This window comes from Methylomonas sp. BG-2, assembly GCF_057766305.1.
Genome location: NZ_JBYMAP010000116.1, coordinates 1 through 13,639, shown reverse-complemented (window position 1 = coordinate 13,639; position 13,639 = coordinate 1). Strand labels below are relative to the sequence as shown.

17 protein-coding genes are annotated in these 13,639 nt (G+C 56.1%); 2 read left to right on the top strand and 15 right to left on the bottom strand.

Features of this window, described 5'->3' with window-relative positions:
• Window positions 1-373, top strand: a 373-nt coding sequence (locus AC3B8H_RS12515) for a Kae1-like domain-containing protein (protein WP_488441903.1), incomplete at its 5' end; no start/stop codon positions are given.
• A gap of 13 nt (window positions 374-386) precedes the next feature.
• Here AC3B8H_RS12515 and AC3B8H_RS12510 read toward each other — a convergent pair.
• The 8 genes from AC3B8H_RS12510 to argH all read right to left on the bottom strand — a co-directional run bounded on the left by AC3B8H_RS12510 (window position 387) and on the right by argH (window position 6,589).
• Window positions 387-1,133 carry a phosphate/phosphite/phosphonate ABC transporter substrate-binding protein gene (locus tag AC3B8H_RS12510; protein ID WP_488441902.1) on the bottom strand — a complete coding sequence of 249 codons (747 nt, stop codon included), beginning with the start codon at window positions 1,131-1,133 and terminating at the stop codon, window positions 387-389.
• A 15-nt stretch (window positions 1,134-1,148) separates the two neighbouring features.
• On the bottom strand, window positions 1,149-1,625 hold the full coding sequence (locus tag AC3B8H_RS12505; protein ID WP_488441901.1) for a PAS domain-containing protein: 477 nt from the start codon (window positions 1,623-1,625) through the stop codon (window positions 1,149-1,151).
• A gap of 27 nt (window positions 1,626-1,652) precedes the next feature.
• The gene (locus AC3B8H_RS12500) at window positions 1,653-2,015 is read right to left on the bottom strand and encodes a roadblock/LC7 domain-containing protein (protein ID WP_064030514.1); all 363 of its coding nucleotides are present in this window, start codon (window positions 2,013-2,015) and stop codon (window positions 1,653-1,655) included.
• A 55-nt stretch (window positions 2,016-2,070) separates the two neighbouring features.
• Window positions 2,071-2,706 (bottom strand): hypothetical protein, encoded by a 636-nt coding sequence (locus tag AC3B8H_RS12495; protein ID WP_488441900.1) that lies wholly within the window; start codon window positions 2,704-2,706, stop codon window positions 2,071-2,073.
• A gap of 4 nt (window positions 2,707-2,710) precedes the next feature.
• Complete coding sequence (locus AC3B8H_RS12490) at window positions 2,711-3,247, bottom strand: GTP-binding protein (RefSeq protein ID WP_064030510.1); 537 nt, start codon at window positions 3,245-3,247, stop codon at window positions 2,711-2,713.
• Between the two features lie 15 nt (window positions 3,248-3,262).
• Complete coding sequence (locus AC3B8H_RS12485; protein ID WP_488441899.1) at window positions 3,263-4,456, bottom strand: hypothetical protein; 1,194 nt, start codon at window positions 4,454-4,456, stop codon at window positions 3,263-3,265.
• Window positions 4,453-5,136: a type IV pilus assembly protein FimV gene (locus AC3B8H_RS12480; RefSeq protein WP_488441898.1), complete on the bottom strand. Its 684-nt coding sequence runs from the start codon at window positions 5,134-5,136 to the stop codon at window positions 4,453-4,455. The genes AC3B8H_RS12485 and AC3B8H_RS12480 overlap by 4 nt, the downstream gene beginning before the upstream one ends.
• A gap of 61 nt (window positions 5,137-5,197) precedes the next feature.
• Window positions 5,198-6,589: an argininosuccinate lyase gene (gene argH, locus AC3B8H_RS12475; protein ID WP_488441897.1), complete on the bottom strand. Its 1,392-nt coding sequence runs from the start codon at window positions 6,587-6,589 to the stop codon at window positions 5,198-5,200.
• Window positions 6,590-6,719: 130 nt separating this feature from the next.
• Here argH and AC3B8H_RS12470 point away from each other — a divergent pair, with 130 nt between their 5' ends.
• Window positions 6,720-7,067, top strand: a complete 348-nt coding sequence (locus AC3B8H_RS12470; RefSeq protein WP_488441896.1) for a hypothetical protein — start codon at window positions 6,720-6,722, stop codon at window positions 7,065-7,067.
• Window positions 7,068-7,080: 13 nt separating this feature from the next.
• On the opposite strand, the gene AC3B8H_RS12465 is transcribed toward AC3B8H_RS12470, so the two are convergent.
• From AC3B8H_RS12465 to AC3B8H_RS12435, 7 genes are all read right to left on the bottom strand, one after another.
• Window positions 7,081-7,302: a TraR/DksA C4-type zinc finger protein gene (locus tag AC3B8H_RS12465; RefSeq protein WP_488441895.1), complete on the bottom strand. Its 222-nt coding sequence runs from the start codon at window positions 7,300-7,302 to the stop codon at window positions 7,081-7,083.
• Window positions 7,303-7,344: 42 nt separating this feature from the next.
• Window positions 7,345-7,857 carry a hydrogenase maturation protease gene (locus AC3B8H_RS12460; RefSeq protein WP_488441894.1) on the bottom strand — a complete coding sequence of 171 codons (513 nt, stop codon included), beginning with the start codon at window positions 7,855-7,857 and terminating at the stop codon, window positions 7,345-7,347.
• Window positions 7,857-9,356, bottom strand: coding sequence for a Ni/Fe hydrogenase subunit alpha (locus AC3B8H_RS12455; protein WP_488441893.1), 1,500 nt, complete (start codon window positions 9,354-9,356; stop codon window positions 7,857-7,859). The genes AC3B8H_RS12460 and AC3B8H_RS12455 overlap by 1 nt, the downstream gene beginning before the upstream one ends.
• 63 nt (window positions 9,357-9,419) lie before the next feature.
• On the bottom strand, window positions 9,420-9,959 hold the full coding sequence (locus AC3B8H_RS12450; RefSeq protein ID WP_488441892.1) for an NADH-quinone oxidoreductase subunit B family protein: 540 nt from the start codon (window positions 9,957-9,959) through the stop codon (window positions 9,420-9,422).
• Window positions 9,949-10,665: a 2Fe-2S iron-sulfur cluster-binding protein gene (locus AC3B8H_RS12445; protein WP_488441891.1), complete on the bottom strand. Its 717-nt coding sequence runs from the start codon at window positions 10,663-10,665 to the stop codon at window positions 9,949-9,951. The genes AC3B8H_RS12450 and AC3B8H_RS12445 overlap by 11 nt, the downstream gene beginning before the upstream one ends.
• A gap of 2 nt (window positions 10,666-10,667) precedes the next feature.
• Complete coding sequence (locus AC3B8H_RS12440; protein ID WP_488441890.1) at window positions 10,668-12,446, bottom strand: NAD(P)H-dependent oxidoreductase subunit E; 1,779 nt, start codon at window positions 12,444-12,446, stop codon at window positions 10,668-10,670.
• Window positions 12,447-12,993: 547 nt separating this feature from the next.
• Complete coding sequence (locus AC3B8H_RS12435) at window positions 12,994-13,203, bottom strand: hypothetical protein (RefSeq protein ID WP_488441889.1); 210 nt, start codon at window positions 13,201-13,203, stop codon at window positions 12,994-12,996.
• Between the last annotated feature and the right edge of the window lie 436 nt (window positions 13,204-13,639).

Genomic DNA, 13,639 nt, shown 5'->3' with positions numbered 1-13,639 from the left:
CGACGCTCGAGCCTATCCGGACAGTTGGACTTTGACCCCAACCGGCGAAAGCCGGCTACTCGGTTGGCGGGGATTGTGGTTGGCGGTACTGACCGACTTGCGCGACGGCGCGGCTCCGGCCCACATCGCGGCCCGCATTCATCACACACTGATCGATGCCGCATCGGCGACCTTATCCCTATTGGCAAAGACCTACCCGGCGGAAACCGTGGCACTCAGCGGCGGCGTATTTCAGAATCGTTTGCTGTTGGAAGGTTTATCGGCGAAGTTGCGTACCGCCGGTTTCCAGGTGTTGGCGCCGCGCGCCTATCCGGCCAACGACGGCGGTCTGGCGCTGGGTCAGGCAGTCATCGCGGCGGCGGCGCCGCGATGACCGAACAGGACGCTCAAGTATTCAGCGTGTCCATCAAATCGATCATGAATTCCATCTCCTCGTCTTCCAAGGCTTGCCAGCCGGAAAATCCGAGGCTTTCCAGCACGCCGGGGCCCTTGTCTTCCTCAGCCATCCGTACCAACAGGTCGCGAATTTCCAGCCGCCGTTCGGCCAACCGTGGACCAACCAGTAGCGCGTGGTTGATTACGCTGATCTGACTGCGCACCAATACCCGTAGTTGCTTTTTGATCATGCCGGACAAGTTGTCGAAGGCTTCGGCTAAAAAGATACCGACATCGGCCTCGCCCTTCAGCAAATGCTTGGCGACCAACACGTAATTGTCGGACAACAGCGCTTGGATGTTGCCGCGGTCCAAGTCGGCCGGCTCCAGCATGATCATTCCCATCAGCCGCACGTCCGGATCTTCGGTGTGAGCGACACGGGTACCCGGCGTCAGCTCGGCTACATCCTGAATCGGGCTGTCGGCGTTGACCGCGATCACGGCTTCGTCCGATAGTCCGATCGGCTTGACCAAGGGTACAAAGCCCTTCTCGCGGACCAACATCGCCGCGTCGAAGGGGTTAGCGTAAATCAGATCCACCGCATCGTCGGCGATGGCTTGGTGCAAGCGTTGATAGTGGTCATACATCTCTAAATGGATCGCCGCGGCGGTGTGTTTCTGCAACCAGGTATTGAAGATATACCAGCCTGACAAACGATCCGGCGCGAAATCGGGACTAACGGTAAACAAATAAGTCATAACGCGTTCCCCTGCTCAGATTAGCGTCGAATAGAGTTGGATGCTGTCTTCGATCTTGCGGCGCGAGGGCTTGCGCCTGACCGAGGTATACCCGACCACCTGACCGTTGCGAACGTTGGGAATGACGGTCGCCTTGACCCAATAATAACCGCCATCCTTGCGCAAATTTTTAACGTAACCCTGCCACTTTTCGCCACGCCCGACCGTGTCCCACAAATCCTTAAACGCCGCGGCGGGCATGTCCGGATGCCTCAGTACACTGTGCGGCATGCCGATCAATTCTTGCTCGGTATAGCCGGACATGTCGATAAACGCTTGGTTGGCATGACGAATAATGCCGTCCGGCGTTGTCGTCGAAACAATCAGCTTGCCGTCCGGATACGGGGTTTCCAGTTCGGTATACAGTACTTTGCGGCTAGCGCCGTCGAAATAGGTTAGCGTCGTCTCCTTGAAGTCGCCTACGATGTCCTCGGGCTTCATATCAGCAATCATGATGCGCTCCACGTGGGTTAGAAGGAATTACAGCATTTCGGCGATACTCTCCGCCGCCCGTTTGACATCCAAAAAGATTAAACCCAGTTTGGCATTCGGTTTGGCCAACACCGTCAAAACCGCCTCACGGCCAGCGTAAGTCATCAGCACGTAACCCTTGTCGCCTTTGATCAACACTTGTTCCAAACCACCGCGGCTTAGTTCCTGCGCGGTGCGGTCGCCGAGCGACAACATCGCCGCGCTCATTGCCCCGACCCGATCCTCGTCCATGCTGGCGGGCAACACCGAAGCCATCATCAAACCGTCGGTGGAGATCACCCCGGACGCTTCGATGTCCGCCGAAGTGCCATTCAGCTCGGTCAAGACCGAGGTCAACATGTCTGCTCTCATAGTGTGATTTCCTCTGTTTTCAGGTGATAAGTTAAAACAGCCGGCTCGCCGCCGGTCATTTCAGGTAGCGGGTAATCAATGCCCAAGCCAACGAGACGAACTCGGCGTGGTTGAAATGCGGTACGCCGCTAATGGCCAACACGAAACGGTGCTTGCCGACGAACATCGGCCAAAAGCCGATCTGGCTATTGCCGAACGGATCGACAATCGCCAAGGCATGACTGGCAATCCCCAGATTATTGACGAGCAGGCCGGATCGGCGCTTATGTACCGTCGCCAGCTCCGCGCTCAATGCCGACAACTCCTCGGCGACCTCGTGCGGAAATCCGCTACAGGCCAGATAAAAACCCTGATCGTCGGCCAACAAGACTTTCCCGGACTCGGCGATCAGGCCCAACATGGCCGGCAAAATGTCTTCCAACGCCCCTTGCGGTGCCGAGATCGGTGCTTCCAAGCCCTGCACCCAGCCAAGTTTTTGACAATACGAGAGCAATTGCATGGCCTTTTCGGCTTCATCGGTTTCCATCAAGGCCAGCAGCCGGGCTTCGGTCAATGCCGGGGTTTGATCCAGCTTCAGCAATTGATTCAGAAAGCGGCGTGGTTTATCTTCGGCGGGACTCGCGATCGCGTAGTAGGCGCCGGCCGGGGTTGGGTATAGATACAAGCCCTGTTTGAGTTCGTAGCTCGCCATGGTTTCAACCCACCAAACCGGGATCGAGCGAATACAACAAGGATTGCACCAACAGCGACACATCGGCACGCTCGCGAGCGTCGACGGCAAATACCGGCGGATTCAGCCCCAAAGTTTGCAGCTGTCGGTGATAATCGTCTATCGCCGGCGTGCTGCTCAAGTCCATTTGAGTAACCCCGATCGCCACGCCGGTGGTGTCGATAAATTTACCGAACGCATCCAGAAAAAATTTCATGTCTTGGAACGGATCGGCCCTGGTGTTATCCAGCAATAGCACCAAGCCGATCCCACCGACGGTCAGAATCTCCCACATGAAATCAAAGCGCTCCTGGCCGGGCGTTCCGTACAAATGAATCTTTTCGCCGCCGGGCAGATTCATCACTCCGTAATCCATCGCCACGGTGGTCGATTCCTTGCGGTTCTTGGTCATATCGCTGGCGGCGGCGTCGGTCTTGACCGGCGGCAGATCGCTAATCGAATGAATGGCGGTCGTCTTACCAGCGCCGACCGGGCCGGTGAATATGATTTTGTATTGGCTCATCGTGGTTCCTTATCGTTATTTCTCGCCACGCAGCTTCCCAAGAAGCTTACTCAACAGACCTTGGTTTTTGGCCGGTTTTGGGGCTGGTTGGGCGACCACCGCGTCGGCCTGGCGTTCGGATTGGCGCAGCAAGCCCAGCGTGTGGCAGGCGCTGACAAACACAAAGACGTATTGCATCTTGATCCGCAATACCTCGGCGATTTCCAGCGGCGTGCGCGGTTGTTGGATTAACAACGCCGCGATCCGCAACGCTTCCGGGGTAATTACCAAACGGGTAAAGTTAGGCCAGCGCTCCAGATATACCGGCTTGTAGATATCGATTCCTATCGGAAACCGACCCTTCGAGGTCCAAATCGCCAGTTTCCAAAGAAAAGCCGACATGTCCTGATATTTTTCGGCATCGCGCGGCGTAGGGTCCGCCATATCGAATACCGATAATGTCATGTTCCCCGCTGAAGCCCGGTTAAGCACCACCCCGGCGAATGCGCGCAGTTGCTTGTCATCGGCATCCAACCAGATTTCCTCGGACGCGGGGAAGATCAGCAACGGCTTCCAGATTGAGTTCAACCTTAGTGCTTTATTCTGTAAGCGAGCGGTCTTAAACGCCGACTGTACAAAGCCGAGGAAATAATGTCTGGGATCGAAATACGCGGTACGCCATTGAGCCGGATCGTCGAAATCGATATCGGCCAATGTGCCCAGAAAAGTGCGGAACCCACTATCGCTTAGTTGCGCGGCGGTTCGGTGTTTGCTGGATTTCAACCGCTCCGGGCGTGCCTTCACGATGGCACTTCGCTGTTCGGACAAAACCGACTCCGGAGCCTGATCGGTTTCCGAACCGCGACCGGCTGGGTGACGGAGTTTCTCGGCGATCTTGCGAGCCGCCAACATATCCCTCACCTGCGCGAACACCGCCAACATTTGTTGAGCATTGACCGGCTTCTTGACGAAGAAGGCGTTTTCAACCCGAAGATCGTATAGCGACAGCAGTACTAACGGCCTGCCGGGATTGGCAACCCGCCTGGCTTTAATGATGTCGGCGGCCTTGGCGTGATCGGCGTCGATCAGATCCAGGTCCGCCTCGTCCTCGTTAACCACCACGGCAACACCTCGGCAAGGCCCTTTCAAATACATGGCCATGGTTTTGCCGGTCCGGCCGTCCATGGCAAATAACGCGGCCCGCAGGGCCGGATGCACGTGAAGGGTCATAAGCCGATTCCTTCAAAATAAACCGCGAGTTGCTCCCAACCCTCGACGAGAGTCACTCCGGCATCGCCGAGGGCGCGGTACTGTCGGCGGAAGCGATCCGCGTTTTTGGTAGAGCGAAATAGCTCCAAGAGCGCGGTCTGCAAATCCGCCCGCTCGGGCTGCTGAATCAGCCCGGTTTCCAATGCCTCGATGGCTTGGTTCAATTGGCTGTACTCGATGAAATCGTTCGCGAGCGCCAGATAGTCGTATTGAATATCGCTTTCCCGAACCTGATGGACCAACTCCGAGCCGCCCAGCACGCCGTCGGTAAACAGCGTGTAACGATTCGCCGCCCGCCTATCCGACTCAAGCACAGCCGCGGCCTGGTCGGCACTCAGTCTGCCGCGACAGGCGGCAAGCAATCGAGCGCGCAACGCGGAACCGCGCCCAGCCAGGACAATCGTTAAATCGAGCAATGCGGCATATAACTGCTCTGACAAATCGCTACGGTAACAGCGATAGATACGCCGTAAATGGCCCAGCAGATCGGCGGGTTGTTTACGGACCGCGAAGACCAGGACATTCAGCCCCTGTTCGCTATCCGGATCGATACCGAACGCAGCCAAGCGAGCATCGCACCAGAACCCCGACTCCGCCGCTACGACCGTTTGCGCGGTCTCTATACTAGAAACGCATTGCATTGCCACCCTCCGAAACAGAACCGTTCGAAAGGGTAGCAGCGAATGCGATAATTACCGCACCTTAACTAAGGATTTGCCGGCGCGCGTCACAAATTGCCTGACGCACGGTCTCCGGTGCCGTGCCGCCGATATGATTGCGCAAAGCCACCGATCCCTCCAAACTGAGGATATCGAACACGTCTTCCGCTATGTTGCTCGAGAAATTTTGCAATTCGGCCAAGCTCAATTCCGACAGATCCCGGCCGGTCTGCAAACCCAGCCGGACCGCCGAACCGACCACCTCGTGCGCGTCACGAAACGCCATCCCCTTGCGAACCAGATAGTCGGCCAAGTCGGTCGCGGTCGCGAAGCCGCGTTTGGCGGACTGATACATGTTTTCGCGCTTGGCCTGGATGCGCGGCATCATGTCGGCAAAAGCCCTTAGACTGTTGACGACGGTATCGACGGTATCGAACAACGGCTCCTTGTCCTCTTGGTTGTCCTTGTTGTAGGCCAGGGGCTGGCTTTTCATCAGCATCAGCAAAGCCATCAAATGTCCGGCAACGCGGCCGGACTTGCCGCGCACCAACTCCGGGACATCCGGGTTTTTCTTCTGCGGCATGATCGACGAACCGGTGCAGAATGCATCGGGAATGTCGATAAAGTCGAACTGCGCGCTGGCCCAAAGCACCAGTTCCTCGGAAAACCGGGACAAATGCAGCATCACCAAACTGGCGGCGGCGGTAAATTCGATCGCGAAATCGCGGTCGCTGACCGAATCCAATGAATTGCTGGACGGCCGGGAAAAACCCAATAATTCGGCGGTCAAGAAGCGATCCAGCGGATAACTGGTACCGGCCAGCGCCGCCGCTCCTAGAGGCATCACGTTGATGCGCTTGCGACAATCCAGGAAGCGCTCGGCATCGCGGCTCAGCATCTCGAACCAAGCCATCAAATGGTGGCCGAAGGTCACCGGCTGGGCTACTTGCAAATGGGTAAAACCGGGCATGATTGTCGCGGCCTCGCGTTCGGCCAGATCCAGTAGCGCGGTTTGCAAACGCCGCAACTGACCCAGAATAACGTCGATTTCATCGCGCAAATACAAACGGATATCGGTGGCGACCTGATCGTTGCGCGAGCGGCCGGTGTGCAGTTTTTTGCCGGCGATACCAATCAGGTCGGTCAAACGCGCCTCGATATTCATGTGCACATCTTCCTGCTTAATCGACCAGACGAACTCGCCACGCTCGATTTCGCCGCGAATTCGCGCCAGACCGTCGCGAATGTCGGCCAACTCCCGCTCGGTCAAAATCCCGATTTTGCAGAGCATCGTCGCATGCGCCAACGAACCCTGAATGTCTTGCAAGGCCATGCGTTGATCGAAACCGACCGAGGCGGTAAATTCCTCGACGAAGGCATCGGTGGCTTCGGCGAAGCGGGCGCTGGAGAGTTTTTCGGTATTTACATTTGACATAGGTAACGATCGAAAGCGGCAAAAACGCCGATTATACCGTTGGCGATCGGATTCAAGATCGGGATTTGCGATATTCAGCCGGCCGTGCTTAGGGCATAATCGACGGTAACCGACACTCAGGAGAGCATCAATGACATTCAAATCAGCCATTTTGGCCGGCGCGTTAACCCTGCTGGTCGGTTGCGGCCACGGTTACGAAGGCGAATATCGGGCCGAGGGCGGCTCGGAAAACCAGTTCATCGACGCGGTCGCGAAAATCATTGGCGACCAAACCTTGGTCATTGGCAAGAACTATTTGGATTCCAACGGCGAACGCAGCGAATTCGCCGAAATTTTCGTCCGCGAATCGGGCAGTCAGTCGTATTTAGTATTCAAGAAAGCGGACGGCTCGGAAGAAGCCTGGAAAATTGTCGACCAAGACACGCTGGAGCGTGGCGGCGGCTTGGTGTCAATCAGAATGAAGCGGGTTAAATCCTGACATTGTCGCCAATTCAGATTTTGCCGCTCCGTTCCAACTTGGTTTGACAGGGCAAACAATAGCGACAAGCAATTGCGCGCCGGCGTGCCTCGGGGATGGGTTCCCCGCATTCGTCGCAATGCTCCGCCGACTCGCCGGTGTACATTGAGCGGCGAGTTTGTTCGACGAATAATTCAGTCATTTGATCCATGCGTTCGACAATAGCGTCGGTACCGCCGGCCCATGCGGTGGACATACGGGTAATCCTGAGAAAAATTGGAAAAATCGCCGACTCTGTTCAAGCCGGAACGGCGAGTTCCGCAGACGGCGCGGCTTCGATTGCGGCGGCTAATATATCCGCCGCCGAGCCGCTCAGCAAGCGGCGGGCGAATTCGACCGCTAGCGCCAGATTTTGCGCGGCGGGCGGAGTCAGTGCCTCGCCGAGTTCAAAGGACAAACCGGCAATACCCAACAGGTAAGCCGGCGGCGGCATGCCGTACAGCGATTGATATACGTCCAACAAGGCCGCCGGACTCATCGCGTGGCTGGTGTAACTCGAATCGCGAATTGGCGTCAGCCGGCTGAATTGGTAGGGAACCGCCGTCTTGACCGACGCATCGACGAAAATCGCCAAACGCCGCCCCTGCAAATCCAGCGCGTGCTCGATTTGTAACTGAAAATCGACGACGAATTCGACAAGACCGGGATCGACTTGGTTTTCCAGGGCATCCGTCAACAGAGGCCCCAGCGCATCGTCGCCCCGGCTCGGGTTGCCGTAAGCAAATACCAGAACCGGTTTAATCCCCGTCATCACGCCAACCCGTGCTCGAATTCACCGTCCGCATGCCGAGTCAACCGATCAATCACTTGGCCGGCGGCATCCACCAATTCGAGCTGTAGCGGCATTTTACCGACCGCGTGGGTGGCGCAGGACAAGCAAGGATCGTAAGCGCGTATCGCCACTTCCAGGCTGTTCAGGAGCGGCTCGGTCAACTCGCGCCCGGACAAATATTCGGCCGCGACCTGGCGTACCGACTCGTTCATGCCCATGTTGTTACTAGTCGTCGAAACGATCAGGTTGGCCTTGGTGACGATGTCGTTGTCGTCGATCTGATAGTGGTGAAACAAGGTGCCGCGCGGCGCTTCGATCACGCCGATACCTTCGTAACGCTTTTCGCCTTGAACCAGCAAATTACTGCTCATGACGTCCGGATCGCGCAGCAAAATCCTGATGCCTTCGGCGCAATGCAACAATTCGATCAACCGCGCCCAATGGAAGGCCAAGGTGCTGTGCACCATCGCCTCGCCGCCGTGTTGCTTGAATTCGACCCGCGCCGCTTCGGCCAACGGCGTATCGATGAAGTCGCAGTTGTTGACCCGTGCCAACGGCCCGACCCGATACCAACCGTCAGCCTTGCCCAACGCGGTCAGATACGGGAATTTCATGTAACTCCAGGAACGCACCTCTTCATGGATCAAATCGGTGTAAGCGCAATAATCGTAGTGGTCGACTATCGTCGCGCCGCTATCGGTTTTGGCGCGAATCCCGCCGTGGTATAGCTCCATCGCACCGTTCGGCTTGACCAATCCCAGATAGTTGCTGCGTATCGTCGCAAACTCGTCGTAATACGGCAGATTGGCGGTGTGCACCGATTTGATCAAGGCCACCGCCGCTTCGGCCCAGGCCAGAACCTGATCGATGTCCTGCAACAAATAATCGCGTTCGTCGCGGCTCAAAGCCTTATTCATGCCGCCGGGTATCGCGCCGGTACCATGCACCCGTTTGCCCGAAACCATGCGGATCACTTCCTGGCCGTATTTGCGCAGCTTCACGCCTTGCAGACCGATCTCCGGGTATTCCGCCAGCACCGCGATCACGTTACGCTTGGCGATGTCGCTATCGAAGCCGAACAACAAATCCGGGCTGGAAAGATGAAAAAAATGCAAGGCGTGAGATTGCAAAACCTGACCGAAATGCAGCAATCGGCGCAATTTGTCGGCGGCCGGCGTTAAATCGGCCGGATCGACGCCGACCAATTGGTCAATGGCCTTGGCCGCCGCCAAATGATGACTGACCGGGCAGATGCCGCAGAGCCGCTGCACCAACACCGGCAACTCCCAATAGGGCCGGCCTTGAATGAATTTTTCGAAGCCGCGAAATTCGACGATATGCAGACGGGCCTGCTGGACCCGATTCTCGGCATCCAGCAGCAACGTAACTTTTCCATGACCCTCGACGCGAGACACCGGATCGACCACGATCCGCTTCAAGCCGGCGGGATGGGCGGCGGTTTCAAGATGCTCATACATAACTATTCTCTCTTTAAACGGGACGGCGGGCCGCGCTCGCCGTTATTCAACAGGGCGCCAGACTCAATCGTAATGCACCAATTCGTAAGGCAGACTGGGTTCGCGACCCTCGACCAAAGCGGTCAAAAAAGTCCAAAATACGTCGGCGGACGGCGGGCAGCCAGGCAGGAAATAGTCGATTTTGACGATTTCGTGGATGGGATGGACTTGGTTCAGTAGCAACGGCAATTCCGGATCGCTGGGAATTTGCGGATTTTCGACGCCAATACCGTCGCGATAAGCTTCCAGCAGACAGTCTTCCAGAGCGATGTGGTTACGCATCGCCGGCAAACCACCGTTAATCGCGCAGGCACCCACCGCCACCAGGATTTTGCAGTTCTTTCGAAATTCGCGCAGCACGTGCACGTTTTCCGAGTTGCAAACGCCGCCTTCGATCAAACCGATGTCGCAGGGACCGCAATGCTCGATGTCGGTAATCGGCGAACGGTCGAATTCGGCGACTTCGGCCAAGGTTAGCAAACGTTCGTCGATGTCCAAAAAAGACATGTGGCAACCGAAACAGCCGGCCAACGAGGTGGTTGCGACTTTGATTTTATTGCTCATGGCTTCCCTCCACGGACAGCGCCACTTCGCTGATTTGGCGGTGATCGAAAATACGTTGTCCGATAGGCACTTGATAAGCGGTACGCTTGATCAACAGCGCCCCGGTCGGGCAGACGTGAACCGCGCTGTCGTCGACGCTAACGTCGCTATCCTTCAGCAGACCGCTGACTGAATTGACGACCAAACGCTTATTGATACCGCGACCGGCAATCGCGAATACGTTTTTACCGTCTTTTTCCTTGCTGGCTCGCACGCAAAGATTACAAAAAATGCAGCGATTGTGATCGATCAAAATGTCCGGATGCGAGGCATCCATTTGCCGATGGGCGTAAAAATGCGGGAAATGGTTATCCAGCATATTTAAATGGTAGGCCACGCCTTGCAATTGGCAATTGCCGGTTTTTTCGCAAGACGGACACATGTGGTTACCCTCGACAAACAGCATTTGCGTGATACGGCGCCGGTCTTGTTGCAGTTCCTCGCTGTTGTTAATGACGGTTTGGCCGTCGGCGGCCGGAAAGGTGCAAGCCGAGCAATTGCGGCCGTTGACGTTGACCGTGCATAGTTTGCAACTGCCGTGCGGCGTGTAGCCGGGCTTATGGCAGAGATGTGGAATATAGATACCGGCCGCGGTCGCGGCTTCGATGATGGTTTGGCCGGCTTGAAACGGGACGATTTGTCCGTCGATGGTAATAGTGCCTGTCATGTTCAATCCTCCAGTTGCGACAAATGCGCGGCCGCGTCGTCGCGATGCGCCATCCGGCGAGCAACGGCCAACGCGCCGTCCAAATCGAATCCCGGTTCGTAACTGATCTGCTTCAATTGCTTTTCGTAGATGTCGGGGTAACGCTCCAACGTGGTCAAGATCGGGTTGGCCGCGGTTTGCCCCAAGCCGCAATGGCTATGATGTTTCACCAACTGGCAAAGGTTCTCCAGCTCGACGACGTCGCCGGCCGAACCGTGGCCGTCGACAATTTTATCCAACTGCTTCTTCAACAACGAGGTCCCAACTCGGCATGGCGTGCAGAAGCCACAGCTCTCGTGCGCGAAGAAATGGGTGAAATTTTGCGCGATCCTCAGGATGTCCCGACTCGTGTTGAAGATGATGAACGAACCGCCGGTGGCCAGATCCTCGAAGGCTAAAACGCGGTCGAGTTCCCGATTGGAAATAAAGGTACCGGATGGTCCGCCGATTTGAACGCCTAATACGTTGGTGGCACCGCTGTCTTCCAACACCTGGCGAATGCGAGTACCGAACCGGTATTCGTAGATGCCGGGCCGCGCGCAATCGCCGCTAATGCTGAGGATTTTGGTACCGGCGGACTTTTCGGTTCCGACCGCCGCAAACCAATCGCCGCCGCGTACGGCTATCTGAGCGGCGGCCAGAAAGGTTTCGACGTTATTGACGATCGTCGGTTTATTCAGATAGCCGTTGGTCACCGGATACGGCGGCCGATTGCGGGGTATGCCGGGCTTACCTTCCAACGATTCGATCAGCGCTGATTCCTCGCCGCAAATATACGCGCCGGCACCGAGGCGGATTTCGATATCGAATTGCAATCCCAAACCGAGAATATTCTCACCCAACAAGCCGGCGGCGCGGCGTTCGGTCAAAACACCCAGCAATTTATCGTGCAGATGCAAATATTCGCCGCGCAGGTATAAAAAACCTTGTTTAGCACCGATCAGCGCGGCAGCCAACGTCATGCCTTCGAAAACCCGGTCGGCGTAACTGTTCAACAATACCCGATCTTTGAAGGTGCCGGGCTCGCCCTCGTCGGCGTTACAAACCACGAAGCGGGCGTCGGCCGGCTCCTCGGCGCAAAACCGCCATTTCACCGCTGTTTTGAAGCCCGCGCCGCCGCGGCCGCGCAGACCGGAATGGTCCAGCTCAGCCAATGTCTCCGGCAAACCGCGCTGATAGGCCGTCCGTAGCGCATCGCCATCCATCCATCCTTCGCCAAGCAGCAGGTCGGTTCTATGGATGTTGTCGGCGACCGAGAACAACGTCGCCGGCCATTGCGACAGCGGCGTTTGCTGATTCACCAACTCGACCATTTCATCGAGCCTGGCTCTGTCCAGATTGGTCAGAGCGTACCCGTTAACCAAGCCCGCCGGCCCTTGATCGCACATGCCGGTGCAAGAGGTCCGATTCAAGCTAACCAAACCGTCCGCCCGCACCCGACCGACCTCGACCGCCAGACGCTCGGCCAGATAATCCAATACAAACTGGTTGTTTAGCATCCGATCGGTGATCGAATCGCTGATTAATATGTCGTAGCGGCCTTGTGGGGTCAGATGCAAAAAACTGTAAAACTCGGCGACGCCGAGAATCTGAGTACGCGGAATGCTCAAGCCTTCCGCCAGTAACTCAATGGCTTCCTCTGGTATCTGTTGGTAGCGGGCTTGGACGGCTCTGAGGATTTGCAGCAGATTGACCGCTTTCGCATCGGCCTCCGCCAGCACGGCCTGAATAAACGTTTTCATCGTATCGCACCGTTTGGTTGAGCAAGAAATTTGGCAACTGCCTGGCAAACGCCGGAACCAGGGCATTCAAAACATGAAATGTCCCGGCGAATCCAAGCAGTCAATCTAAGTTAATACTAGACAATTTGTGAGGACTATTCGGCAAAATTTTCGAAACGGTTTTAGAGTGTATCCGAAAGTGCCGCAAAGCCGGGCAAGCGATGCCTCTCTAACTTTCGCCGAGCTTAGCGACCCGATTTTGACCGGACAGAAAAAACCAGCATCCCAAAAATTATCTAAGCAACGGTGGGCAAATTCGACTGAAATTAAACGCGCCCGCCAATGGCGTCGGGGCGTTGGCACGCCGAAGACAGCATCAAACGGAATTGACTTCGCAACCCTGGAAAGTCCGACCGGTAAGATCGGCTGTTGCTGCAAACTCGGGATCTGAAAGCCGTTCGCCACCAAGCACATCCGGAGATACTCGGGTGAAGCGCATCGGGGCAAACGGCAAGTGAAATTCGCGAAATCGCGAAACGGAGAACTAGCGGATCAACACAAACGGCCGTTACAGCAAATCCTTTACGCATTGCCGAGCGAAGGTCCGAATCGGCATGGATTCGTTTAAGTATTGGTTGTACAAGCTGTTGATCGCCAATGGATTCAGATACACGTACACGCCGCAGCCAGTCATCGACACGAATTGATGGCTCAGCATTTCGATGAAATCAGTCCGGGTATCGCCAAGCTCAATCGCATCGTTTGAAAAAGTTTCCATGACATTCACCCCTGGGTTGATAGAACTCGTTGAAACTCCAGCAGATGTCGGGCCAGATAATTCATCTTTTCCATTCAATGAGTTGGATTCATGGAACCTACGATGCGCGGTGCTTTCCGACATATTTGTCAGTCTCGGGTCAGTGTTGTCAGCGTCAACCAGTTGCGGGGATTCGGTTCGGATTGCCGGCACGATGCCGCGACTGACTTCTGCCGCGCACTCTACAACGCAATTATGACAACCCGATTTCAAACCACTCTCCAACACCCATGGCATGCCGGTCGGAATGAAGGGGTTGCTTAGCAGTGAAGCGATTGAATCCGCGACCAACCCCAATCGCAAAACTTACCGATAAACCTCAATTCCACAAACGCGGATTCCGGGAGTACAATCAAAAAATAAGTCTTGGTTGTGATATACATCAAGGAAATCGTAT

Coding starts and splice junctions, on each gene's coding strand:
- AC3B8H_RS12510 (WP_488441902.1), bottom strand. CDS start 1,133: ATGACTTATTTGTTTACCGTTAGTCCCGATTTCGCGCCGGATCGTTTG.
- AC3B8H_RS12505 (WP_488441901.1), bottom strand. CDS start 1,625: ATGATTGCTGATATGAAGCCCGAGGACATCGTAGGCGACTTCAAGGAG.
- AC3B8H_RS12500 (WP_064030514.1), bottom strand. CDS start 2,015: ATGAGAGCAGACATGTTGACCTCGGTCTTGACCGAGCTGAATGGCACT.
- AC3B8H_RS12495 (WP_488441900.1), bottom strand. CDS start 2,706: ATGGCGAGCTACGAACTCAAACAGGGCTTGTATCTATACCCAACCCCG.
- AC3B8H_RS12490 (WP_064030510.1), bottom strand. CDS start 3,247: ATGAGCCAATACAAAATCATATTCACCGGCCCGGTCGGCGCTGGTAAG.
- AC3B8H_RS12485 (WP_488441899.1), bottom strand. CDS start 4,456: ATGACCCTTCACGTGCATCCGGCCCTGCGGGCCGCGTTATTTGCCATG.
- AC3B8H_RS12480 (WP_488441898.1), bottom strand. CDS start 5,136: ATGCAATGCGTTTCTAGTATAGAGACCGCGCAAACGGTCGTAGCGGCG.
- argH (WP_488441897.1), bottom strand. CDS start 6,589: ATGTCAAATGTAAATACCGAAAAACTCTCCAGCGCCCGCTTCGCCGAA.
- AC3B8H_RS12470 (WP_488441896.1), top strand. CDS start 6,720: ATGACATTCAAATCAGCCATTTTGGCCGGCGCGTTAACCCTGCTGGTC.
- AC3B8H_RS12465 (WP_488441895.1), bottom strand. CDS start 7,302: ATGTCCACCGCATGGGCCGGCGGTACCGACGCTATTGTCGAACGCATG.
- AC3B8H_RS12460 (WP_488441894.1), bottom strand. CDS start 7,857: ATGACGGGGATTAAACCGGTTCTGGTATTTGCTTACGGCAACCCGAGC.
- AC3B8H_RS12455 (WP_488441893.1), bottom strand. CDS start 9,356: ATGTATGAGCATCTTGAAACCGCCGCCCATCCCGCCGGCTTGAAGCGG.
- AC3B8H_RS12450 (WP_488441892.1), bottom strand. CDS start 9,959: ATGAGCAATAAAATCAAAGTCGCAACCACCTCGTTGGCCGGCTGTTTC.
- AC3B8H_RS12445 (WP_488441891.1), bottom strand. CDS start 10,665: ATGACAGGCACTATTACCATCGACGGACAAATCGTCCCGTTTCAAGCC.
- AC3B8H_RS12440 (WP_488441890.1), bottom strand. CDS start 12,446: ATGAAAACGTTTATTCAGGCCGTGCTGGCGGAGGCCGATGCGAAAGCG.
- AC3B8H_RS12435 (WP_488441889.1), bottom strand. CDS start 13,203: ATGGAAACTTTTTCAAACGATGCGATTGAGCTTGGCGATACCCGGACT.